This is a genomic window from Sphingopyxis sp. EG6, from assembly GCF_003609815.1.
Lineage (GTDB): Bacteria > Pseudomonadota > Alphaproteobacteria > Sphingomonadales > Sphingomonadaceae > Sphingopyxis.
The window spans coordinates 1,521,371-1,543,123 of the sequence record NZ_AP017603.1 but is presented as its reverse complement, the minus strand read 5'-3'; the positions used below and the strand labels follow the sequence as shown (position 1 = coordinate 1,543,123).

22 protein-coding genes and 2 pseudogenes are annotated in these 21,753 nt (G+C 61.2%); 17 read left to right on the top strand and 7 right to left on the bottom strand.

Going from position 1 to position 21,753, the window contains the following annotated elements; genetic code table 11:
• Positions 1-18 precede the first annotated feature (18 nt).
• The 7 genes and pseudogenes from SPYCW_RS07580 (at position 19) to SPYCW_RS07550 (ending at position 6,840) form a co-directional block, all read left to right on the top strand.
• Positions 19-1,470, top strand: coding sequence for an ATP-binding protein (locus tag SPYCW_RS07580; protein WP_197715669.1), 1,452 nt, complete (start codon positions 19-21; stop codon positions 1,468-1,470).
• Between the two features lie 70 nt (positions 1,471-1,540).
• Positions 1,541-3,568, top strand: coding sequence for a Druantia anti-phage system protein DruA (locus tag SPYCW_RS07575; RefSeq protein WP_172595443.1), 2,028 nt, complete (start codon positions 1,541-1,543; stop codon positions 3,566-3,568).
• Positions 3,569-3,649: 81 nt separating this feature from the next.
• A complete protein-coding gene (locus SPYCW_RS07570; RefSeq protein WP_120216274.1) occupies positions 3,650-4,270 on the top strand; it encodes a type IV toxin-antitoxin system AbiEi family antitoxin domain-containing protein in 621 nt (206 codons plus the stop codon).
• A gap of 13 nt (positions 4,271-4,283) precedes the next feature.
• The gene (locus tag SPYCW_RS07565; RefSeq protein WP_197715668.1) at positions 4,284-4,904 is read left to right on the top strand and encodes a nucleotidyl transferase AbiEii/AbiGii toxin family protein; all 621 of its coding nucleotides are present in this window, start codon (positions 4,284-4,286) and stop codon (positions 4,902-4,904) included.
• 59 nt (positions 4,905-4,963) lie between these two features.
• Positions 4,964-5,745 (top strand): annotated as a pseudogene (locus SPYCW_RS07560) (IS5 family transposase).
• Positions 5,729-5,992, top strand: a complete 264-nt coding sequence (locus tag SPYCW_RS18960) for a hypothetical protein (protein ID WP_172595442.1) — start codon at positions 5,729-5,731, stop codon at positions 5,990-5,992. Before SPYCW_RS07560 ends, SPYCW_RS18960 begins: the two are co-directional and overlap by 17 nt.
• Positions 5,989-6,840, top strand: a complete 852-nt coding sequence (locus tag SPYCW_RS07550; protein WP_172595441.1) for a hypothetical protein — start codon at positions 5,989-5,991, stop codon at positions 6,838-6,840. Before SPYCW_RS18960 ends, SPYCW_RS07550 begins: the two co-directional genes overlap by 4 nt.
• 96 nt (positions 6,841-6,936) lie before the next feature.
• Here the strand turns inward: SPYCW_RS07550 and SPYCW_RS07545 are convergent, their stop codons facing one another.
• The 4 genes from SPYCW_RS07545 to SPYCW_RS07530 all read right to left on the bottom strand — a co-directional run bounded on the left by SPYCW_RS07545 (position 6,937) and on the right by SPYCW_RS07530 (position 10,608).
• A complete protein-coding gene (locus tag SPYCW_RS07545) occupies positions 6,937-7,566 on the bottom strand; it encodes a hypothetical protein (protein ID WP_120216270.1) in 630 nt (209 codons plus the stop codon).
• Between the two features lie 51 nt (positions 7,567-7,617).
• Positions 7,618-8,055, bottom strand: a complete 438-nt coding sequence (locus SPYCW_RS07540) for a thermonuclease family protein (protein WP_197715667.1) — start codon at positions 8,053-8,055, stop codon at positions 7,618-7,620.
• The gene (locus SPYCW_RS07535; RefSeq protein ID WP_120216269.1) at positions 8,052-9,293 is read right to left on the bottom strand and encodes a tyrosine-type recombinase/integrase; all 1,242 of its coding nucleotides are present in this window, start codon (positions 9,291-9,293) and stop codon (positions 8,052-8,054) included. The genes SPYCW_RS07540 and SPYCW_RS07535 overlap by 4 nt, the downstream gene beginning before the upstream one ends.
• Before the next feature lie 298 nt (positions 9,294-9,591).
• Positions 9,592-10,608, bottom strand: a complete 1,017-nt coding sequence (locus tag SPYCW_RS07530) for an IS110 family transposase (RefSeq protein WP_120216268.1) — start codon at positions 10,606-10,608, stop codon at positions 9,592-9,594.
• A gap of 223 nt (positions 10,609-10,831) precedes the next feature.
• On the opposite strand from SPYCW_RS07530, the gene SPYCW_RS07525 reads away from it, so the two are divergent.
• The 5 genes and pseudogenes from SPYCW_RS07525 to SPYCW_RS19510 form a co-directional block, all read left to right on the top strand.
• Complete coding sequence (locus SPYCW_RS07525; RefSeq protein ID WP_012114948.1) at positions 10,832-11,707, top strand: LysR family transcriptional regulator; 876 nt, start codon at positions 10,832-10,834, stop codon at positions 11,705-11,707.
• A gap of 151 nt (positions 11,708-11,858) precedes the next feature.
• Positions 11,859-12,305, top strand: a complete 447-nt coding sequence (gene msrB, locus SPYCW_RS07520; protein ID WP_120216267.1) for a peptide-methionine (R)-S-oxide reductase MsrB — start codon at positions 11,859-11,861, stop codon at positions 12,303-12,305.
• Complete coding sequence (msrA, locus tag SPYCW_RS07515; RefSeq protein ID WP_012114950.1) at positions 12,305-12,817, top strand: peptide-methionine (S)-S-oxide reductase MsrA; 513 nt, start codon at positions 12,305-12,307, stop codon at positions 12,815-12,817. Before msrB ends, msrA begins: the two co-directional genes overlap by 1 nt.
• Positions 12,818-12,867: 50 nt before the next feature.
• The gene (locus SPYCW_RS07510; RefSeq protein WP_012114951.1) at positions 12,868-13,356 is read left to right on the top strand and encodes a peroxiredoxin family protein; all 489 of its coding nucleotides are present in this window, start codon (positions 12,868-12,870) and stop codon (positions 13,354-13,356) included.
• A gap of 72 nt (positions 13,357-13,428) precedes the next feature.
• A pseudogene (locus tag SPYCW_RS19510) lies at positions 13,429-13,554 on the top strand (hypothetical protein); the annotation flags it as partial.
• Positions 13,555-13,576: 22 nt separating this feature from the next.
• Here the strand turns inward: SPYCW_RS19510 and SPYCW_RS07500 are convergent.
• Positions 13,577-14,155: a TetR/AcrR family transcriptional regulator gene (locus tag SPYCW_RS07500; protein ID WP_232014870.1), complete on the bottom strand. Its 579-nt coding sequence runs from the start codon at positions 14,153-14,155 to the stop codon at positions 13,577-13,579.
• 544 nt (positions 14,156-14,699) lie between these two features.
• On the opposite strand from SPYCW_RS07500, the gene SPYCW_RS07495 reads away from it, so the two are divergent.
• Positions 14,700-15,893: an NADH:flavin oxidoreductase/NADH oxidase gene (locus SPYCW_RS07495; RefSeq protein ID WP_197715666.1), complete on the top strand. Its 1,194-nt coding sequence runs from the start codon at positions 14,700-14,702 to the stop codon at positions 15,891-15,893.
• Positions 15,894-16,890: 997 nt separating this feature from the next.
• Here SPYCW_RS07495 and SPYCW_RS07490 read toward each other — a convergent pair.
• A complete protein-coding gene (locus tag SPYCW_RS07490; RefSeq protein ID WP_041575655.1) occupies positions 16,891-17,745 on the bottom strand; it encodes a sensor domain-containing diguanylate cyclase in 855 nt (284 codons plus the stop codon).
• Positions 17,746-17,837: 92 nt separating this feature from the next.
• Positions 17,838-18,104 carry a hypothetical protein gene (locus SPYCW_RS07485; protein ID WP_120216266.1) on the bottom strand — a complete coding sequence of 89 codons (267 nt, stop codon included), beginning with the start codon at positions 18,102-18,104 and terminating at the stop codon, positions 17,838-17,840.
• A 247-nt stretch (positions 18,105-18,351) separates the two neighbouring features.
• On the opposite strand from SPYCW_RS07485, the gene SPYCW_RS07480 reads away from it, so the two are divergent.
• Genes SPYCW_RS07480 through SPYCW_RS07465 form a run of 4 tightly spaced genes read left to right on the top strand, consistent with a single transcriptional unit; the run spans position 18,352 to position 21,730 of the window.
• The gene (locus SPYCW_RS07480) at positions 18,352-19,311 is read left to right on the top strand and encodes a DMT family transporter (protein WP_012114956.1); all 960 of its coding nucleotides are present in this window, start codon (positions 18,352-18,354) and stop codon (positions 19,309-19,311) included.
• On the top strand, positions 19,308-20,012 hold the full coding sequence (locus tag SPYCW_RS07475) for a glutathione S-transferase family protein (RefSeq protein ID WP_012114957.1): 705 nt from the start codon (positions 19,308-19,310) through the stop codon (positions 20,010-20,012). The genes SPYCW_RS07480 and SPYCW_RS07475 overlap by 4 nt, the downstream gene beginning before the upstream one ends.
• Before the next feature lie 30 nt (positions 20,013-20,042).
• Complete coding sequence (gene yghU, locus SPYCW_RS07470) at positions 20,043-20,927, top strand: glutathione-dependent disulfide-bond oxidoreductase (RefSeq protein ID WP_120216265.1); 885 nt, start codon at positions 20,043-20,045, stop codon at positions 20,925-20,927.
• Complete coding sequence (locus tag SPYCW_RS07465) at positions 20,924-21,730, top strand: SDR family NAD(P)-dependent oxidoreductase (protein ID WP_120216264.1); 807 nt, start codon at positions 20,924-20,926, stop codon at positions 21,728-21,730. The genes yghU and SPYCW_RS07465 overlap by 4 nt, the downstream gene beginning before the upstream one ends.
• The last annotated feature ends 23 nt before the right edge of the window (positions 21,731-21,753 follow it).

Below are 21,753 nucleotides of genomic sequence, written 5' to 3'. Positions count from 1 at the left end.
TCTTCAGCCAAGAAGCCCATGCAGTTGGCCGTCGTTGACAACGGCCACGGCATGGAAGCGGAGATGATCCGCATGGCGGTGATGTGGGGCGGCACGCACCGGGAAAACGACCGGCGGGGCTTGGGGCGATACGGCTATGGCCTGCCGTCTTCGTCCGTCAGCCTTGGGCGACGCTTCACCGTCATTTCGCATATCGCCGATGGATCATTTCGCAGCGTCACCCTTGACCTCGATGCAATCACCGCTGGCGACTATACCGACGCCTCGGGGGACATCGTCGTGCCTGAACCGGTGCCGGGCGAACCGCCCGCGTTCGTGCGCCGTCACATCGCAGAGGCCTATCCAGACGGCTATCGGTCGGGAACGATCATCCTGATCGAAAAGCTGGACCGGCTGGAATGGACGACGGCGCAGGGACTACGGGACAACCTTTGCCGGCAGTTCGGCGTCACCTATCACAAGCTACGGGGGGAGGCGGCGCTGTTCGTGGACGGCGTCTTCGTCGAGCCGATAGACCCCTTGTTTCTGACCTCCGGGTTCCACCTGGTCGACCTCGATACGGATAGGTCTAATCCCTTCGATCCGGTTCGCATCGAGATCCGCGATCCCGAGTCCAGAACCTATCTCGGCGCTGTCACCCTTCGCTATGCTTGGTTCCCGCCGAGCTTCGGCTCGATCGACAAGGGGCGCGACGCGGTTGGCCTGAACGCAAATCCCCGGTTCTCCATCCTGAAGGATTATCACGGGCTGATCTTCAGCCGGAACGGGCGTCTCGTTGACGTCCAGACGCGCACGCCGTGGACGAGCTTCATCAACAACGACCGCTACATCAAGGTAGAGGTCGAGTTCTCGGCCACCCTGGACGAAGCCTTCGGCGTCACGACGTCCAAGCAGCAGGTCACGGTCTCGCAGTTCATCTGGGATCGCTTGCGGGAAGCGGGCCTTCCAAAGGCGATCGAGCAGCTGCGCAACAAGGTCAAGGAAGCGAAGGCCGAACGCCGACAGGAGGCGTTGTCGCCCTGCGAAGGGGAGCAGCGGCTGTCTGAGCGGGCGATGACAATCGCCGGTGCGATGGGCGTCGCGGGGAAAGATCAGCACCAGTGGAATCTGGCGTTGCGGGTGTCTCCCTACCGCCTCGAATACGAACATCTGGTGGGGCAACCCTTTTTCAGGGTAGGCCGTGAGCGCGGCGCGCGGACGCTGCACCTCAACACGGCGCATCGCTTTTTCGAAGAAATCTACGATAGCCGGATGTCGACGCCGGAACTGCGCTCAGCATTGGAGATCCTGCTTTTCTCGCTCGGTGACGTTATGCTGGAAGGCCCGGAAGATGACCGGCAACGGGCCTCTGACCAGTTGCAGACCTGGTCAAAACGCCTCGATCTCGCCTTGGGAATGTTGGCCGAGCACCTGACCGTCGGCGACGGCACGGATGTCGGCGTGGCGGCCTGGCCGGACGAACCTCTCTAGCGAAGAAGACCCCCTTGCGCTATCGTCCGTAGGGGCCGCTTTCGCGGCCCCTCGTGATTCTGGGGTTTGAGTGTCCACCGACGAGAAGCTATTTGGTCCAGGCCGTTCGCGCGCGTTTTCCCCCTACTTGGCTCCGGGTGAACGCCAGCAACTTCATGACCTTCTCAACCCCGGCGCCGCGCTTCCCGCCAGTTTCGCCGACGAATTGCGCACCCTGGCCCGACGCTACATCGATGACGGCGACAGCATAAAACTCAGAGCGGTTTGCCTGCTCGTCGCCGATCTTTGCGAGCAGGGCTGGCAAGTGGCGGTCGAGTCGGATCGCATCACCTTCCAGCCCCCGGGCATTTCCCGAACGGACGAACAGTCCGTCGACGACATCAAGGTTCGGGTTCGGGCAACCCTTCAAAGTGCTCGCCGGCGGCAGTTGCAGGAACCCTCGGTTCGCAATTTCCTCATCCGCGTCGAACGGCGCACGTTGCGATCCGGCCATCGCGCTTCGATAATCGACCTGATCGACGACGGGGCGTCGCTCGCCAAAGCGTTACGGTCGATCGAACATCTGCCTGACGACGAGCGCGAGATTGCCCTAAAAGGGATCATCGACCCCGTTATCGAGATAGCCGAGGCCGGCGCGAAGTGCGCCGATACGGGGCTGCCGCTGATCGATATCTGGCGGTACTTCCGACACACCTGGGCCCACGAATACCGCTCGATTCCCGGCCGTCAGATGATGGTCCTGATCCGGAATGCCGCGCGGCCGCTGCGTCCGGTCATGGGGATCGCCATGCTGGCCAGCCCGGTCATGCGGTTGGCGGCCCGGGACACGTGGATCGGATGGCTTCGTGACGCAGCTGAGGAGCGTGTGCGCTCAGAGGTCTGGGGCGCGGGCGACTTCGGCGCTTCGCTGATGCGTCGGATCGACTCGTCCATAGACGCCGTGCGCTGGGACGACCTCGCGAGCCGCGATGAAATCGCCGATCCGGGGGAAACGGTCGCGTTGCGGTTGGAGCAGAGGGCTGCCGGTGCCGCTTTCGCGCGGGATCAGCAGCTACGTGACCACTACGAGGCCCACCGTGGCGCTGACGGCCAGGTAAAGCCGCACCGCGGGGTTCTGAAAAGCGCCCAGCCGGACTCCGATTGGCGAGCCGCGTCGGAAGATCTGCTGTTCGTCCGCAAACGCGCCGAGAGCCTTGCCCAACTGCTTTTCGCGAAGGGCATGTTGAAGGGCGCGGACTTGGTCCGCGAGCCGGCGGCCGGGCTGGAGCGCCTCTTCGCAACGCGCAGCGGACAGCGGGCCTTGGACATCGCCCTTGCCGAGTTCCGTAAGGCGGGCTTGTCCAGCGAGGTTGCCGACGTCAGCATTTGCGGCGCCGTTCACCCCTACAATGAACTGCTTGGAGGGAAGCTCGTAGCGCTGCTCCTGACGTCTCAGGAAGTCAGAGACGCCTATTCTAGGCGCTATGGCGGACAGACGAGTGTCATCGCCTCCCAGATGGCGGGGCGTGCCATATCGAAGCCTGCCGATCTCAAAATCCTGACGACAACCAGCCTCTATGGGGTGGGATCAAGTCAGTATAACCGTCTCGTTCTTCGCGCCGCTGACCACCCCGGGCTTCCGTACGACATCAAATGGGGCGCGATCGGCAAAAGCCTGACGGGCGGATTCGGCACCCTGCACCTGGGCGGCGAGACTGCTCAGGCACTGAGAAGCATGGCGATGTCCCGTCATGACTCGCGCCGGGTGAACAACCGGTTCGGGGAAGGAACAAGCCCGAGGCTGCGGCAAATCCGGGAAGGTCTCGATGCGTTGGGGCTGAAGAGCGACGCTATCCTGCACCACGCTACGCCCCGGATATTTTACGGTTGTGAGCTGAGCCCTGGATCGAGGTCGGCGCTGCTGAGTCTGACGCCGGCGACCGACACCTATGCGACCTGTCCTGACATCGGCGCCGCCTGGCGACGGCGGTGGGTCCTGAACCGGGCCCGCCGAGAGGAGACCCTGCAGGCGCTTGAAAGGCTGGGACCGACCAGTGTCCGAGCGAGCCTGCATGCCGACGCCGATGGTCAGTTTCTGCTGCCTATAGACGGCGGATAGGCAGGCGCGCGCTCGCTCATCGCCTAGATGACTTGTGACAAAACCTCTGATAAACGCGCAATCGATCAGAGGATTTGTCACATGCCGTCCGCTCCGGATTCGCAAAGGATCCAACTCAGAAATCTGCTCGACAGCCGGAGCATGATGCGCGCGCAGGAACTGCGTGAAGCTGGGATCAGCGCGCAGACCATCGCGCGCGCCGTCGAGACCGGGGAAATCGAACGTATCTCGCGCGGGGTCTACCAGAAGCGTGGATCCGAGATCGAGGAGAACCAGATCCTCGCCGAGGCGGCGATACGCGTCCCCAAGGGTGTGATCGCTCTGGTGTCTGCGCTCGCCTTTCATGGCCTGACCGATCAGATGCCGCGCCGCATCTGGATGGCCATCGGCGCTAGCGACTGGGCGCCGGTGCAGTCCTATCCCCCGACGCGCATGGTGCGGTTCACCGAGCGCTATCTGCGTCAGGGCGTCGAAAACCATATGATCGCTGGCCTTGAGGTCCCGATCTATTCCGTCCCCAAGACCCTTGCCGACCTCTTTCGCAACTCGAAGCTGGTTGATCGGTCGGTGGCGGTGGAAGGCCTGCGCGCCACCATCGAACAACGCAAGGCGACCCCGAGCGCGATCGCCGAGGGCGCGAAAGCCGGCGGCGCGTGGAAGATCATGCAACCCTATCTCGAGGCCCTGACGTCGAATGGCTAAAACACCGACCAACATGGCCAAGTCCGTCAAGGACCGGCTGCTCAACATCGCCCGCCAGGAGGGCCGAGTGTTCGACGTTCTGTTGGTGCGGTTCGCCTTGGAACGTCTGCTGTACCGGCTGTCGGTCTCCCAGCATCGCGAGCGTTTCGTCCTGAAGGGCGGGATGTTGGTCACAGTTTGGGTCGAGGACGACAACCGGGTGACCCGGGACGCGGACTTCCTGGGCCACGGCGACCCCGACCCGGAACGCCTGGCCGCGGACTTCCGGGAGATCATGGCCATCGAGAGCGATGATGGCCTCGTCTTCGACCTCGACGCCCTGGCTGCGACAGCCATCCGCGAGGAGATGGAATATGGCGGCACCCGCCTCAAGACTTCAGCCTATCTCGAAAAGACGCGAATCCCTGTGACGATCGATATCGGCTTTGGCGACGCCATGGCCGATGCGACCCAGCAACTCGACTATCCGACCTTGCTGGATCTGCCCGCGCCCAGCGTGCGTGCCTATCCGCCCGCTACGGTGATCGCCGAGAAATTCCAGGCGATGGTCGCGCTCGGTGTCCTGAACGGACGAATGAAGGACTACTACGATCTGTGGGCGATCCCGCGCGCGCTCGAGATTAGGCCGTGTTGACAAAAGGGATTCCCAATCGCGTCGACTTCTGATTCAAGACTGCTTTTTGAGGAGCAGTCATGGGTCGCGGGGATTTGTCGGAAGCGGAGTGGGATCTGATTGGGCCGCTGCTGCCGCCTGAGCGCGGTCGTTGGGCGCGGCCGGCGGGCGATAACCGGCGGTTCCTCAATGGAATGCTTCACGTGCTGCGGGTCGGCTGCCCCTGGCGCGACATGCACGAGCGCTACGGCAAGTGGAACTCGGTCTATGTCCGCTTCCGGCGCTGGGCCGAACAGGGTGTCTGGGATGCCCTGCTGCAAACACTGGTCGATCTGGGTCTAACCGACGACTGGCAACACATGATCGACAGCACCAGCGTTCGCGGCCACGTCTCGGCAGCGGGCGGAAAAGGGGGGCTTGTGCGAACGCTCTTGGTCGATCACGCGGCGGCTTTACGAGCAAAATCCACGCCCGCTGCGACAATCAAGGACTGCCTGTCGGCTTCATCCTGACCGGCGGCGAGGCTTCCGATTACACTGCTGCCGAACCGCTGATGGCGATCCCCGTCGCCACACCCAAGGCGCTGCTCGCGGACAAGGGATATGATGGTGATCGCTTCCGGGAAAGCCTGCTGGTCCGGGGCATCCTGCCGATCATCCCGCCTCGCTCGAACCGCAAGGTGCCAGAGCATCCCGACTATCGCCGCTACAAGGACCGCAACCGCGTCGAGCGCATGTTCGGCAAGCTAAAACAGCAACGACGCATTGCAACACGCTATGACAAAACCCTGCTCTCGTTCGAGAGCTTCCTCAACCTCGCCGCCATGCGACTATGGCTGAAATCTTTTGTCAACACGACCTAGTGATGCTGATCTGGACGCGGCGATCACAGCGACCTTCGAGCGCCGCCGGACGGCGATCCCGACGGAAAAGCCGCCCGGGCTTTCGGCCGAGATGGTCGATGATGAGGTCAAAAAGCGCCAATGGCGCGCCTATGCGGCATCGGTCGAACTCGAGAACGTTTCCCTGGAATCGATCATCGACAAGGTTTGGGGACTGGTCGGTCCGTCGTGCGCGCGGATCGTGGCAAAAGCAGCGGAGACCGCATGATTTCCGCTAGCGGTGCAGATAGGGACGCCGGAGTTATCGATGTCTGGGACATCGATACGTTCGATAACGAGTTGCGCGGCGATCTCGACGCTCACACCGACCTCATCCGCGACTACATGATCACCTCCCGCCGCCAGTCGTGCGAGCACGAGGCCTCTGACCATCGGATGCCCTATCTCGACAACCCTCATGCGGGCGAGTTCCTGGCGTTGAAGGAGCACATCATGCGGTTGATGGAGGCCCGAACGATCCGGGCCTGGCACTATACCCGCATGACTGACGCTGAGCTCGACACCGTTCGACAGACGGGCATCTATCCGTCTAGCCTCGAAAACATCCGGTCACGCTTCGACGCGCAGGTCGTCGCGGGCGCCTTCAGTCAGGAAGTCGCTGATCGCCTGTTCGCCGACAGCCCGTACCAGAGCGATCAGTTTGACGCCCGGTCTGGCAAGTTCTGGATGACGTCACACCCGGTCGACATCGAAGACGGCGGAGTGGCGGTGTTCATGGAGAGTTGGGGCGGGGAGGCCGCTTATTTCTGGCAGCAGGACGCAGGCCTTCAGGACATGCTGAAGCAGATGGGTCGGCCCCGTGTCCTGGAGGTCGCCACGCCGCTCAGCCATTCCCGGCATACCTACTCCGCAGCCGAGGCCGTGGTTGCCACCTATGGCAGGACGCTCGGTTGCCAGCCGGACAAGCACGCCTTCGACCTGTACAGCCAACAGCCACTCGGCCCTGCCCATATCCTCACCATCCATAGCGAAGGGGAACCAGACTTCGGCGCCATTGCACGGGGCTATCCGGTCGGGTTCATCGATGTGAACCTAGGCCGGTGGGACGAAGAGTGAGCCAAGCTAGGCCGAAGGCCAGCACGCGCGAGTAGCCGCTGATCGACCCATGCTGCGCCGTCTCCGTGCATCCGCCGGAACTCAGACCTTTTCGTCTCAGCGGCTTGGCAGGTCGGCGACCAAGGTCGTGAGCATATGTTCAATCTCGCCCGCCCGACCCGCCAGGCGGCCGTCGATGAGGTGCGCGTGACCTTCGCGGGTTTCGAATTGGTACGAGGCCTCGAAAGCTTCCATTGAGGCGGGATCCGCGTTCACGCCGGCTGCGATGAGTTGCTCGTAGGCGTGGACCATGAAGTTGAAGAGGCAGGGATTGATGTTCACCGCCTCGCCGTACCAATGGAAGCGGCGTTCGCAGGCGGCGCCTGTCTCGGCGCGCCACCTCTGGCCCACGGTCTCGATCGCCCGCTCGACCTGATCGCGTCGGACGAGGCAGAGGAAGGCCAAGTCGCTGACGGCGGGCGAGGGGATCACACGCACATTGGCGCCGATTTCGTCTTGGTGGTGCGCGAAATTCCGGAGCGCCTTCAAGGCGGCGAACTCGTCCAAGTGCTCGAAGTCCCGAACCTCAGCCTTCCTCAGCTTTTCGTTGAGGCTGTGCATCGCCGTGAGCGTGTGGAACAGGGTGTCCGGACCTGGAGTAACGCTGTGCGCTTCATAGGCGCGGAACAAGCGGGCGGCGGCGTTCGCCGCCGATTGCAGGGCGGGAGCTTCATCGGCAGTGGTCATGGGCGCAGCTAGACCCGGCCGGCATGCCACCTCAATCCCTATCGGCAGGCGTCAGTTTCCGCCTTCCGGCGCATGCCGCGCACGCAAAAGGTCGCCGATGGAGCGGCCGCCGACGCGGCACACCGCGATGACACGGTCGAAAACGATCACGCGGCCGCTGCGGCCGCGGCGGGCTTCGCAGGCCACGGTCTGCCCTGAGGCTACCTGTTGGAGAAGCGATTTCGAAAAGCGGCCGTTCGCTGCGTTTAGCTCAGGCGCGTCGAAGTCGGCCAACCGTACTTCGATCCACGTCGCTGGGTCGTTGGAAGTGCCGACGCAGAGACTGTCCCCATCGCCCACATAGCGCACGGTGCCGGAGATCTGCTGCCCGGGCTGCGAAGGCAGGCGGCCTTCACACGGGTCAGCTCGCGCGGATGTCGCCATCCCCGCCAGCAGGAGGGCGCCCAAGGGAAAGCGGGACGCACGGAACAATCGCCAAACTGAAATCATGCCGCCAGCTTCACGCGCTTTTTGGTGAGCATGGCACGGACGAACTTGTCCCACTTCGCCATGCCGGCGCGCTTCTCCGCCATATAGTTCCAGCGGTCGTAGTGCTTCGAGCTGACATCCTGGAGCGCGTGGTTCTGCAGGCGGTCGCGGATTTCCTTCGGGACCCCGGCCTTGCCGGCCAACGTCTTGAATGTTCGGCGGAGGTCGCGGTTCGTGGCGTGGGGGATCACGCCTCGGTCCCGCTGACGCCAGACGAAGCTATAAAGCGTTCCGTGACTGACAGGCTTTGACGGGTCCTTCGCGGACGGGAAATACCATCCGAACTCGTTTGGCGTAATCGACTCGATCAGTTCGGCGGCAAGCGACGGCACGGGGACGGCGTGCGGCTGAAGATTCTTGGTCTTCGACCAGTCGATAATCTTCTCTTTGGCCTCCCACTGATCGACGTGAAGGCGCGCGATTTCCTCGACCCGTTGGCCGGTCAGCATGAGGAGTTGGACCGCGCGAAGATAGGAGGGCGTCACTGGCGTGTCCGGGCATTCCAGCCAGCGATAGAGCTGTACGAACTCATCCTCGCTCAGCCAGCGCGTTCCCTGGACTTTGGGCTCGGTCGGGATGCCGGTCGCGGGGTTGAAGGGAATGCGGAAGCGGCGGGGAGACGCATTCCGATAGTCATTGTCCGACTTCATGCCCCAGCTGAAGGCGGCATGGATGTAGCACCGGACATGGTCCGCCATCGATCGCGCGCCGCGCTCATAGATAGGGCGGATCAATTCGACGACTTCCTCTGACTCGATCTCCCGGGCGAGGCGATTGCGTCCCAAGGTGTTGGCGATCTTGTTCAGACCCTTTTCGGTTTCCTTCCAAGAAGGTTTGCCGGCCGACTTGAGGGAGGCGACGTAGCCCTCGAACAGATCGGCAACGGTTCCAGGTCGCGTGTCGGTGGCGATCTTGATGCTTCGACCTTTTTGGATCACGTCCGCATAGTCACGCTTAAATACCTCGCGCGCCTGGCCGAGCGATATCGACGGATAGGCGCCGAGTTTCTTCTTCGTCCGCTTCCCGTCACGCCACTGCTGCGCCATCCAGTCAGCGGTAACCCGCTTGGGCATGGGTTTCAGAACCAGCACGAGCCGGCCAGTGCCTCGTCCTTCGCCGTCCGCGAGGTTCTCTTGCTTTTGGCTGATTTCGACGCGCTTCAGCGCGTGACGAATCGCAGTGTCGGTCAAGCTGGGCACGGCATTCCTCCTCTTCCCTAACTGGGATCGGTCGAGGAGAAACGGGGATCGTTTGCTGGGAGCGGAAAGCCGTATTCTACCCCTTCAACCGCCCCTAATATGCCGTAACCGCCCCCTGTATGCAATCACAGAATAGCAGATAATTCCCTGATGTTTCAAGAGTATTAAACGTGATCGAACGTGATCGAAACAGGGGCAGTGGGGTGGTTCGATCCCCGGTCTGACCGGTTCGTCATCACGTCTCACCACCCTCGCGCACGACCTCGTTCGGCGGTGTCACAGCCGACGAGGAATGGGTCTACATGGCCGGCGCCACGTAGATTTCACCGCGCGTCATCACCGCCCAGGCGATGCGCGCTGTCTTGTTGGCCAACGCGACGGCGGCGAGCTTCGCCGATTTCCGGGCCAGCAGTTTCGCGGCCCACTGTCGGCTGGCGTTGTCCTGGCGGGCCAGCCGCATGACCGAGGTGGCACCGACGACAAGCAACCTGCGAATATATCCGTCGCCCTGCTTGCTGATGCCGACCTGCCGGTCCTTACCCCCGCTACTGTGCGCCTTCGGTGTCAGGCCCAGCCACGCGGCAAATTGGCGCCCGGATCGGAACATCGATCCATCCGGAACGGCGGCAGCGATCGCGCTGGCGGTGATCGGTCCGATGCCAGGGATGGTCGCCAGCCGTCGGCTGACATCGTTAGTGCGGTGCCATGCGACGATGCGCGCCTCCAGCCGCTCGATCGCGGTAGCCAGTTGGCCGAGCTGATCAACGATTCCATGCAGCGCCATCCGTGCCGCTTCTGGCAACTGCTCCTGCGCCTCGTGCAGCGCTTCAATAGCAGCCTTCACGCCACCGGCCCCCTTCGCCGCGATGATGCCGAACTCCGCCAAGTGGCCGCGCAGCCCGTTGATCAACATGGTTCGTTGCCGAACTAGCAGGTCGCGGGTTTTGTGCAGCATCAGGGCGCCTTGCTGGTCCACGGTCTTGATCGCCACGAAGCGCATGGTTGGGCGGGTGACCGCTTCGCAAATCGCCTCGGCGTCGGCCGCGTCGGTCTTGCCGCGCTTAACGTAGGGTTTGACATACGCGGGAGGCATCATCTTCACCATATGCCCGAGTGCCGATATCGCCCGAGCCCAATGGTGAGCGGTTGCGCAGGCTTCTATCCCGACCAGGCAGGCTGGCAGTCCCCTGAAGAACTTCAGCACATCGCCCCGGCGAAGTTGTCGCCGAACCAGCACTTTGCCGTCGGCATCAACTCCGTGAACCTGAAAGACACTCTTGGCCAGATCCAGCCCAATCGTCGCCATCGCGCCCATCGAAGCCTCCTATGGTGGTTCCTTCCCGGCCTACCTTGCCACCGTTCCGGGTGGGAGGGCCGTCCACCACATCACCTCACAAGAGCGTCTATCGCGGGGGGCTCCTCACAAGTCATTACCGTGACATCGCCGCGTGTATAGTTTCTGTACGGAAGCATCCCTTCGGCCGACGGTGCTTGTCCGGTCTGAAGTCGATGCTTGAGTAGGCGACGAAGGAAGAACAATGGAACTCAACCAGATTCGATATTTCCTGAACCTGGCAGACACCCTCAACTTCACCGAAGCAGCCATGCGCAGCGGGGTGTCTCAGCCCACGCTCACCCGCGCGATCCAGCGGCTCGAACAGGAGTTGGGCGGAACGTTGGTCTATCGCGATGGAAAAGACAGTCGACTGACAACGCTCGGCCGCGACATACGATCCGAATTCGCTGCGATCGCCGACCGCGAACAGCGGGTTCGGGCAATATCCCTCAATCGGGTTCGCGGCCGCCGCGAGACCTTGACGCTGGGTATCGTGAATACCATCGCGCCAGCACTGATTACGGAATTTCTGAAACACGCCCTTCGACAGATGCCGATGCTTGAACTGGTTCTTCAGCCGATCACCCGCGACGAGGGAATGGAGCGCCTGCTCGGCGGTCAAATTGACGGGTGCTTCTGCACGGATCCAGCGGCCGGAAACACCAAGATTGCCACCGTTGAAATGTTCCGTGAGCGACTGTTACTGGCGATGGCGCATGGACACAGCCTGGCAAGCCAAGCCTCGGTGTCTCTTGTCGAGCTATCGGAACAGCCTTACCTTGATCGCCTCCAGTGCGAATTCCGCACGCGCGTGCAAAACCATTTGAACGAGCGCGCGATTTTCATGATCCCACGGCTCAGATCCGAACGGGAGGATTTGATTCAACAAGCCGTGGCATCGGGCGCGGGCGTTTGCATGCTGCCTGAACGTTCGGCAATCGTAGAGGGCTTGACGTTACGCCCGGTCGATACGCTCGACCTGTCGCGCACGGTGGCATTCCAATCGATTTCGGGATCTGGAACGGCAACGGCGCTGCGGCAGCTCCGTGTACTGATAGAGCGGTATGTGTGGTCGTGAATTCCGTGAAGGCGCGGGCCTTTATGGTGCGGCGACCACACAAGCGTTCCCAGTGCATGCCGGTGACAACATCAAAACTATAGTTGCGGCGTATTGGACACCTTCGGATCGAATATCCATTTTCTCGGGTATGAGTTCGAAGGAGGAATCCATGACAGCCTACAAGAAGACAGAAGCTGCTATCGCCAAGCTGTCACCTGAGGAATATCGGGTGACGCAGCAGAGTGCGACCGAGCGACCAGGAACCGGTGCGCTTCTCCATAATAAGGAACCCGGCATTTATGTCGATATCGTCTCAGGCGAACCCCTGTTCGCATCGTCCGACAAATACGAGTCGGGCTGCGGATGGCCGAGCTTCACCAAGCCGATCGAACCTGCGAACGTGAATGAACTACGCGACAACAGCCACGGTATGATCCGGACGGAAGTGCGTTCGACGTATGGCGATAGCCATCTCGGCCACGTTTTCCCCGACGGGCCGAGCGATCGCGGTGGCCTGCGTTACTGTATCAATTCGGCTTCGCTGCGCTTCGTACCCCGCGGCGAGATGGAGAGCCAAGGTTACGGTGAATATCTCAACCAGGTGGAGGATATCTGATGACGACTGAACGCGCTGTTCTCGCCGGCGGCTGCTTCTGGGGCATGCAGGATCTTATCCGCAAGCTGCCCGGTGTAATCTCCACCCGTGTCGGTTACACGGGCGGCGATGTGCCGAATGCGACATATCGCAATCACGGCACTCATGCCGAGGCGATCGAGATCACCTTCGATCCCTCTCAGACCACCTATCGCCGATTGCTTGAGTTCTTCTTCCAGATCCACGACCCGACGACGCTCAACCGTCAGGGGAACGACCGAGGCGCGAGCTACCGTTCCGCGATCTATTTTACCAACGACCAGCAGAAGGCCGTTGCGCTCGATACGATTGCAGATGTTGAAGCGTCGGGCCTATGGCCAGGCAAGGTCGTCACCGAGGTCGAGCCAGTCGGTGATTTCTGGGAGGCAGAGCCCGAGCATCAGGATTATCTCGAGCGAATTCCCCACGGGTACACCTGCCACTTTGCACGTCCGGACTGGGTGTTGCCGCGCAGGGCCGGTGCTGCCGCTTAGCAAACCTGCGGCTCGTGGTTTAACGCCGCGAGCCGCCATCGGAGGGCTTCATGGAAACGGGAATTGTGGGTCTGCCTGCCCCTCCGCTGGAGAATATCCGGTGGATCGATGAAAATGGTGACGAGCGTAGCTCCTTGACCTTGGCCGAGTTGGGGCAAGGTTTCAAAATATTGTACTTCTTTCAGGATTGGTGTGCAGGCTGTCATGCACATGGTTTTCCCACATTCGTGACCCTTGCCGAGGAATTTCGCGATAAGGGAGTTGGCTTGGCGGCGATACAGACTGTGTTCGAGGGTTCGGAAGTCAATACCTTCGATCGTCTGCGGGAAAACCAACGCCGATATGGACTGCGTCTTCCATTTGGTCATGCTGTCGCGGGCTCGGGCTCAGTAGACGCTGCGCCAGCAATCATGGAGGCCTACCGGTCCGGCGGAACCCCATGGTTTGTGGTGATCGCACCCGATGGTCGCGTCGTGTATAACGGGTTTCAGCTCGACGCGGAGAGCCTCATCCAGAAACTTCGGCCGCTCACGGCCTGATAAAAGGAGCCTGGATGCCGCGGCGGCCCAGCGGTATAATTCCCGGGCCGGTGAAGTCGTGCGCAGCCCTAGATGATCTCCGCAACGCATTCCGACAGAGAAAGAGAAAGAGAAAGAGAAAGAGAAAGAGAGAGAGAGAGAGAGAGAGAGAGAGAGAGAGAGAGAGAGAGAGAGAGCCCTGTCCTCGATGATCCCGCATCAGGTGCTCTATGCTATCTGATCAGATCGCGGGCAAAGCCTTTTCCTTTCTTGCGCAATCGAGCATTCCGAGAGCCGACGCTACGATTCCCTTCAGCAAAGCTGGCTCGGGTCGCACGCGCGCGAGCACGCGCAATCCCATCAGCACGCTCAGGAGATGCCGTGCCATATCCTCTGCCGGCAGCAGTGATGCGATCGTGGCATCGGCCTGACCCGACTCTATTCGGCCCAGGAAAAACATCTCGATGCGCATGAGCACGGCCGCGACGTTTTCCCGGAACGCTTCGTCGGGGGGTGCCGCGTCGAGCGCGGTGTTCACGAGCATGCATCCCTTGCGCTCAGGATCCTCAAGCGAGCGCTTCAAGACATCGGAAAAGAACGCTTCGATGGCTTCGCGGGGCGGCAATGCCTCGCAACGCCGGATCCGATCCGCAACGCTGTGTTCGACATAACGGTCCAGCGATTTGATGAAGAGCGCGCGTTTATCCCCGAATGCGTTGTAAAGGCTCGCGCCGGTGATCCGGGTCTTGTCGATAAGATCGCGCACGGATGTTGCCTCGTATCCGCGGCGCCAGAAGCACTGCATTGCTGCGTCGAGCACGGCTTCCTCATCGAATTCTCTTGGTCTTGCCATCCGGCGCTCTCGCAAATTCCAGCTTCGCGTCTTGCCATATTGTCCGCGCCGATGCATTCTAGAACAAATGGACTAAAACTCAAGGTGTGACCGCCGTCATCGTTTCTCTGCCGGCAGCCTTGGACGATCCAAAGGCTGGAATCATGGCTGCCCAGGAGGCGATTGAAGTTACACGAGCGGAACGCATGGCGGGGCACGCGGCTTGAGGGTCTGCTCTGGGCTGCTCGGAGCCTGCGTCGTGACGGCTCCGGTGAGGCAAACCAGTCCGGCGTATTTTGGGCATGCGGAAAAATGTAATCTTCCTTCGCGAGCATCGTGAGCTCGGCGACGTCGCGTGGCAGCGCGATCACGATCGCAGCCAGCCGCTTGCGGGCGAAACCGCGTATGTACGCGGCCCTGTATGCTGCGCTGCGCCGACTGCACCTCCGTCATCGGACGGTTTGTCAGGACTCGAGATTCTGCGTGGCTGGACGCTGCGAGGGTCGGCATCGTGGCGGATCGTGCAACCCCAATGACGACACCGCTCGAAGCAGACCAAAGCCAATTACAACGAAGAGAGACGTACCAGATGACGCTGTTTGAACCATTCCTGCTGCGCGGTGTAACGCTAAAGAACCGGGTGGTCGTCTCACCGATGAGCCAGTACCGCGCGCAGCACGGCGTGGCGAACGACTGGCACTTGGTCCACCTCGGTCGGTTCGCACTCGGAGGCGCCGCGCTGGTGTTCTGCGAGGCTACTGCGGTGCAGGAGCATGGCCGGCGTACACATGGCGACCTCGGGATATGGTCGGACGCCCACATCGACCGGCTCGCGGCGGTCACTCGCTTCCTCTCGCAAGAGGGAGCAGTTGCAGGCATCCAGCTCGCCCATGCGGGCCGCAAGGCGAGCGAACGCCGCCCCTGGCACGGTGAGACACCGGTCGACTCGGAAGACATCGCACAGCGCGGTGAAAAACCGTGGGCTGCACTCGGGCCGAGTGCGATCCCATACGCGGAAGGCTGGCCTGCTCCGGCCGCGATGAGCATCGAGGACATCAGGGAAGTGATCGCGTCGTTCCGAATTGCCGCTGAGCGAGCACGCGAGGCCGGCTTCCGGGTGATCGAGGTCTACGCCGCGCATGGGTTTCTCATCCACCAGTTTTACTCGCCGCTCGCGAACCAACGGCGCGATGACTACGGCGGAAGCCTCGAAGGACGATGCCGTCTGGCACTCGAGATCGCCGCAGCGATCCGCGAGGTTTGGCCAGACGAATACCCACTGGTCTTCCGCCTATCGGTCACCGACTGGCATCCCGAGGGCTGGCAAGTGGACGACACAATCTACCTCGCACAACGACTGAAGGACCTCGGCGTCGACGCGATCGACTGCTCAAGCGGCGGCATCTCAGGACGGGAACGTCCGCAGGGCATGACCCTCGAGCACGGCTATCAGCTCGCCCTCGCCGCGCGGGTGAAGACGGCAGCACGCATCGCGACGATCGGTGTCGGACTTCTTTGGGACCCGAAGCTGGTCGACCGCTCGATCGACCAAGGCGATATCGACCTCGTCGCACTCGGTCGCGAACTGCTGGAGGACCCGAACTGGCCATTGCAGGCGGCCCGCGAACTTGGCGCCGACGGGGTTCATGGGATGTGGCACCCGGAGTTCGGGTGGTGGCTCGAGAAACGGGCGCGGGCTGTCCGCAGACTCGGGATACGCAAGTGATCGACCATTGATCATCAACAACGCCCTCGGCCCGAAATCCCGGCGCGATTGCTCTTGCCGCGACCCAGGATAGATACAACATCCCTTAGGACAGGAACTCGATGGAGGAGTAGGTAGCCGCGCACTGCGAGATCTAGACATCGTCATTGTTGACGTCGCCCGTGCATGAAGTGGCGGCCCCGTTCGAGATTGAGCAGGTATCGCAGATGAGCTGATAAGCCTTGGCGGTCTCGGCTATGGTCCTTCACCCTACGATTTGCTGCAGGGCTTGCCGCCTGCACGACGATGGCCATGCGGTTATCTGCACAACGCAAGAGTCTCCCGCCTGAGCGAGCGCGAATGACAGTCGTGCATTCGAAACGTTCCGACATGATGCCCACCGATCTTTTCACACGAACGATTGTACTCGAAGGGCCACTCAATCACTCAATGACGACAGCGCCAGATGATTCTTGGGATAGCCGATCGCTGTCCAGTCGATCCGACCATGGTGCGCGGATCGGATATTCAGACCGGGCTCTATTGAGGGCAAGCTCTGTGGCGCAATGTAGCTGATGTCTATTTTGGTCGCACTGGGAATAAATCTACCAGCATCGTACTTCTAAACGTCAATTCTTTCGGCCGCACCATTGGTTTTTGGATGCATCGCCGAATGCATCGATTCCATAGCCGGAGGTCTTTGGCGGTGGAGACCTACGCTCATATTTTTGGGCTACAGGCATGGAAAAAAGAACACGGACCACCGAAAAAGTTGAGGCAGTGTCGCAGGCGACGTTATACTTTCGATCTTGAGGGAACACGAGATGTATGCACATATTGTGGTCGCAAGGGATGGCTCTAGTCTGGCGGTCGATCAGTCGATAGCCGCTCGAGATTTTCCGATTTCCCCGGCAGCACCTCCTCCATGAACTTGTGAAGGATAAGTCCGCGCTCGCGGCCGCCTCTGCCGCGAAACTATAGCGTGTCGGGGCGTCGTCCATCCATGATAACACTGGCACTAGAGGCGCCAGATAGTTACCCTGTTCCGGCCCAGATGCTTGGATTGATACAACGCCGCATCAACCTGGTGAAAGACGTCGGCCGGCGATTGTGGCCCTTCAAAAATCCCAAGCCCCATCGAAACCGTCACCACACCGTAGGGTTGGTTCCCGGGGTGTGTAATTGCCAACGCACCGACTCGATTCCGCAATGCCTCAAAAAAAGTGTGTGCGTCCAGAGCGGCGCGTGTACGACACGCCATGAGAAACTCCTCGCCGCCGATCCGGAAAAAAAGATCGTCGGCATTTGTTAAATGCGTGCGCAGAACCGTGCCTATTTGGCGCAGAACGTCGTCTCCAGCCGCATGGCCATGCCTGTCATTGTAGCTTTTGAAATTGTCGATATCGAGAATGGCGACGGATCGGAATAGGCCATCGTTGGCCGTGTTGAGATATTCTGGAAATTGTCGTGAGTAGGCATGCCGGTTCGGTATTCCCGTCAACGCGTCGATACTGGCGCTGCGTGCTTCGGTGATATCCGTAAAAATCCAGATTCGCGCAGCCAACCTTCCACCTTCATCGAACGGCACACTGCGCCGCGAAAAAATGCGGCCGTCCTTGAGCAGAATTTCGTCCTCGGAGGTCTCCTGGGCCAGCTGCAGCCGATCCACCTCGCGAAGGAAACCCTCCGGGTCCAGCAGTTGGTCCGTCACGAAAGTGAGCATGCCGAGCTCGTTCTTCGTGCTCACCAATTCGTCTGGAATCTTCCAGAGCTGAGCAAAAGAGCGATTCGCATAGACTACGCGACGCTCGGAGTCGGTTAGTAGGACGCCGTCCGGAAGCGCATCCAAAGTCCGCTCGAACAGCGAGCGCACGGCAGTCCCTCCAAATGTCATGCGCTTCAATCCTCTAGTCCGCCCCAATTGCGCTCGGTCATTGTATCCGGGAATGGTTGTAGTTTCGTCACTTACGCCCTTGCCCAATAGATCGAGGATGCGGTGTTCACGAGCATGCACTCCTTGCGCTCAGGATCCTCAAGCGATCGCTTCAAGACATCGGAAAAGAACGCTTCGATGGCTTCGCGGGGCGGTAATGCACGGCAACGTCGGATACGGTCGGCTACGCTGTTCTGCACATAGCGGTCCAACGATTTGGCGAAGAGCGTGCGCTCATCCCCGAATGCGTTGTAAAGGCTCGCGCCGGTGATCCGGGTCTTGTCGATAAGGTCGCGCACTGACGTTGCCTCGTTGCCTCGTTGCCTCGTAGCCATGGCGCCAGAAGCATTGCATTGCCGCGTCGAGCACGGCTTCCTCATCGAATTCTCTTGGTCTTGCCATCCGGCGCTCTCGCAAAATTCCAGCTTCGCGTCTTGCCATATTGTCCGCGCCGATGCATTCTAGAACAAGTGAACTAAAACTCAAGGTGTGACCGCCGTCATCGTTTCTCTGCCGGCAGCCTTGGACGATCCAAAGGCTGGAATCATGGCTGCCCAGGAGGCGATTGAAGTTACACGAGCGGAACGCGTGGCGTCATGGCGGGGCACGCGGCTTGAGGGTCTGCTCTGGGCTGCTCTATCGATCGCGATCTTTTCAGGCTGGTTCGTGGTGACCCGGTTCAGCGTCACGCGCGAATTGCAGGTCTGGGACGTGACCGCGCTTCGCTTCGGCGTGGGCGCCGTCCTCCTTGCCCCGGCTGTCCTGCGTCGCGGTTCGCGCCTTCCCATGTCTGCATGGGGTGAGGGGCTTTTGTTTGCATTGCTGTGGGGTGCACCCTTCGTGCTCCTCGTGGCGCTCGGGCTCAAACTGACTTCGGCGGCTCAGGCCGCCTCCATTGCTCCAACGACGATGCCTCTCGTCGCAGGAATACTCTCCTTCGTCTTCCTGAAGGAACAGCAGGGGTGGATCCGGTGGACTGGATATGCCGCGATCCTCGCCGGACTGGTCTGCCTCACCGGAGCCGTCACGACACAGGCTCCGCCCAGTCCAGCCGGCGTTACGGCCCTAGCCGCGGCAGGTGGCATGTGGGCGGTCTATACGTTGCTGTTCCGCCGTAGCGGCCTGTCGTCGATCCAGGCGGCGGCGCTCATCTGCATCTGGTCGGCAGCTCTCTTTCTGCCAGCCTATGTCCTCTTCGGTCTCAGCCATCTCGGCCGCGCGTCCGCAAGCGAGATAGCGCTCCAGTTGTTTTACCAGGGTGTGTTGATGGGGGCGGTTGCGCTCGTCACCTTCAATAGAGCGGTTTCGCTGTTGGGCGCCTCGGCGGCGACGGCCATGATCGCTCTCGTTCCCGCTGCGGCATCGCTGCTTGCCATCCCGGCCCTGGGCGAAACGCCGTCGTTCGTCGAAGGCATTGCAATAGCAGTCATCGTTGTGGGCGTCCTGCTGGCGGCCAGCCGGCCATCGTCTGCAACACTGTCAATTCAACCGCAGGAGACACCATGATCCGCTTCTATTTCCATCCCACGCCGAACCCGGCCAAGATTGCCCTGTTCCTTGAGGAGGCAGGGGTTCCATATGAAACCGTGGCCGTCGACACCAGCAAGGGCGAGCAGCACGCTCCGGCGTTCCGGGCGATCAATCCGAACGGCAAGGTACCAGCCATTGTTGACACGGACGGTCCGGGAGGCAGGCAAGCGCGGGTTTTCGATTCCACTGCGATCCTGATCTACCTTGCCGAGAAAACGGCTAAGTTTCTCGGCACGCCGGAGGATCGGCCCGAACTGCTGTCCTGGCTGCTTTTCCTTGGCACGGGTCTCGGGCCTTTTTCGGGACAAGCCGTGCATTTCCAGTTCGCCGCGCCGGAGGGCCAGGAATACGCGACCAACCGCTATCGTCGCGAGGCCGAGCGCCACTATCAGGTCCTGAACGATCATCTTGAGGGGAGGGACTGGATCATAGGCGACAGCTACACGATCGCCGACATGTCCGCCTGGGGCTGGCTCGATCGCGCCTCCCGTGTACGCAAAGGGGCGGAAGACCCGCTGGCGGCCTTTCCCAACCTCAAGCGCCTATTCGAAGCTGTCGATGCACGGCCTGCCGCCTCCAGAGCGCGAGAAGTCGGCAAGGACCACGCCTTCAAGAAAGTGAACGACGAGGAGACAAAGCGCGCGCTGTTCCCGTCGAATTATCCTCCGGCGGCCTAAGCTGGCCATTGAGACGTCACAGGAGCGACCATGACGAATACCGCAGAGTACACGCCGCCGAAAGTCTGGACCTGGGAGAAGGGCAATGGTGGTCAGTTCGCCAGTATCAATCGCCCGATTTCCGGTTCCACCCATGATAAGGAGCTGCCCATCGGCAAGCATCCCTTCCAGCTCTATTCGCTGGGCACGCCGAACGGCCAGAAGGTCACTATCATGTTCGAGGAACTGCTCGAGGCCGGTCACAAGGGCGCCGAATATGACGCCTGGCTGATCAAGATCGGCGACGGCGACCAGTTCGGCTCCGGATTCGTCGAGGTCAATCCGAACTCCAAGATCCCTGCGCTGATGGACCGCTCCGGCCCGACGCCGATCCGCATCTTCGAATCCGGCGCGATTCTGATGCACCTGGCGGAAAAATTCGGCAGCGCCTTCCTGCCGACGGAACAGCCGATGCGCGCCGAAACGCTATCCTGGCTGTTCTGGCAGATGGGCTCGGCCCCGTTCCTCGGCGGCGGCTTCGGCCATTTCTATGCCTATGCGCCGGAGAAGATCAAATACGCCATCGACCGGTACGCGATGGAGGTGAAACGCCAGCTCGACGTTCTCGACCGGCGTCTTGCCGACAACGAGTATGTTGCCGGTTCGCAATATACCATCGCCGATATCGCGATCTGGCCCTGGTATGGCGGTCTGGTGAAGGGCTGGCAGTATGGCGACGCGGCGCAGTTTCTCTCTACGCACGAATACACGCACGTGAATCGCTGGGCCGAACAGATCTATGGCCGACCGGCGGTGACGCGCGGCCGCAAGGTCAACCGGACTTCGGGCGAGCCGTCGAGCCAACTCCACGAACGCCACAACGCGTCCGACTTCGAGAACAGGACACAGGATAAGCTGGAAGGAGCACGCTCGTGAACATTGATGGCAAACGCATTCTGATCACTGGCGGATCGAGCGGCATCGGACTGGCCCTTGCCCACGCGCTTCTGGCCAAGGGCGCGAGGGTAGCTATAACCGGCCGCCGCGCCAAAATGGTCGCGGATGCTGTCACCGAGCTGAAGGCAGGGGACAGTGAGGTTCACGGCGTCGTCGCCGACATTGCCACGCCGGAGGGCCGCGCTACAACGTTGGAAGGAGCGTTGCAAAAGCTCGGCGGCCTGGACATCCTCGTCAACAATGCAGGTGGGGTTCGGGCTGGACGCCTTGAGAACACGCCCGAAGCCGAACTGCAGGCGATGATCGATATCGATCTCGTGGCGCCGATCATGTTGACCCGGGCGGCGCTGCCAGTCCTGCGGGAAGGCGGCGATGCCGTGATTGTCAACATCTCCTCCGGGATAGCGCTCGTCGGTGCACCGTTCTATACGACCTATGCCGCGGTGAAAGCCGGGCTTGCCAACTTCGGCGAGGCGTTGCGGCGCGAACTGAAGGGTGAGGGCATCCACGTGATGACCGTCTATCCGGGTGGCACCGATACGCCCATGATGAAATCGAACCGCGCCGGACCCGATCTAGGCTTTTCGCGCGAGCCGGCTTCCGCCGTCGCCGATGCGATCGTTGCCGGCATCGAAGCCCGGGCGTTCGAAGTAATCCGCGGCGGCGAGACACGTGCGCAGATGATCGCGCTCAACCGCGAAAACCCGGCCGCAGTCGACGAACGCTTTCTCGGGTTGAAGCGGGCGTTGGAAGAAGCGGTGAAGGACCACTCGGCGCTTTGAGCGCCAAAAAAATTTAACAAGGA

What these genes read in the sequence shown, in the direction of transcription:
- SPYCW_RS07495 (WP_197715666.1), top strand. Translation starts at nt 14,700, where the DNA reads ATGACGACACCGCTCGAAGCAGACCAAAGCCAATTACAACGAAGAGAG.
- SPYCW_RS07565 (WP_197715668.1), top strand. Translation starts at nt 4,284, where the DNA reads ATGGCCAAGTCCGTCAAGGACCGGCTGCTCAACATCGCCCGCCAGGAG.
- msrB (WP_120216267.1), top strand. Translation starts at nt 11,859, where the DNA reads ATGACAGCCTACAAGAAGACAGAAGCTGCTATCGCCAAGCTGTCACCT.
- msrA (WP_012114950.1), top strand. Translation starts at nt 12,305, where the DNA reads ATGACGACTGAACGCGCTGTTCTCGCCGGCGGCTGCTTCTGGGGCATG.
- SPYCW_RS07570 (WP_120216274.1), top strand. Translation starts at nt 3,650, where the DNA reads ATGCCGTCCGCTCCGGATTCGCAAAGGATCCAACTCAGAAATCTGCTC.
- SPYCW_RS07525 (WP_012114948.1), top strand. Translation starts at nt 10,832, where the DNA reads ATGGAACTCAACCAGATTCGATATTTCCTGAACCTGGCAGACACCCTC.
- SPYCW_RS07475 (WP_012114957.1), top strand. Translation starts at nt 19,308, where the DNA reads ATGATCCGCTTCTATTTCCATCCCACGCCGAACCCGGCCAAGATTGCC.
- SPYCW_RS07510 (WP_012114951.1), top strand. Translation starts at nt 12,868, where the DNA reads ATGGAAACGGGAATTGTGGGTCTGCCTGCCCCTCCGCTGGAGAATATC.
- SPYCW_RS07480 (WP_012114956.1), top strand. Translation starts at nt 18,352, where the DNA reads ATGGCTGCCCAGGAGGCGATTGAAGTTACACGAGCGGAACGCGTGGCG.
- SPYCW_RS07550 (WP_172595441.1), top strand. Translation starts at nt 5,989, where the DNA reads ATGATTTCCGCTAGCGGTGCAGATAGGGACGCCGGAGTTATCGATGTC.
- SPYCW_RS07545 (WP_120216270.1), bottom strand. Translation starts at nt 7,566, where the DNA reads ATGACCACTGCCGATGAAGCTCCCGCCCTGCAATCGGCGGCGAACGCC.
- SPYCW_RS07530 (WP_120216268.1), bottom strand. Translation starts at nt 10,608, where the DNA reads ATGGGCGCGATGGCGACGATTGGGCTGGATCTGGCCAAGAGTGTCTTT.
- SPYCW_RS07580 (WP_197715669.1), top strand. Translation starts at nt 19, where the DNA reads ATGCAGTTGGCCGTCGTTGACAACGGCCACGGCATGGAAGCGGAGATG.
- yghU (WP_120216265.1), top strand. Translation starts at nt 20,043, where the DNA reads ATGACGAATACCGCAGAGTACACGCCGCCGAAAGTCTGGACCTGGGAG.
- SPYCW_RS07540 (WP_197715667.1), bottom strand. Translation starts at nt 8,055, where the DNA reads ATGATTTCAGTTTGGCGATTGTTCCGTGCGTCCCGCTTTCCCTTGGGC.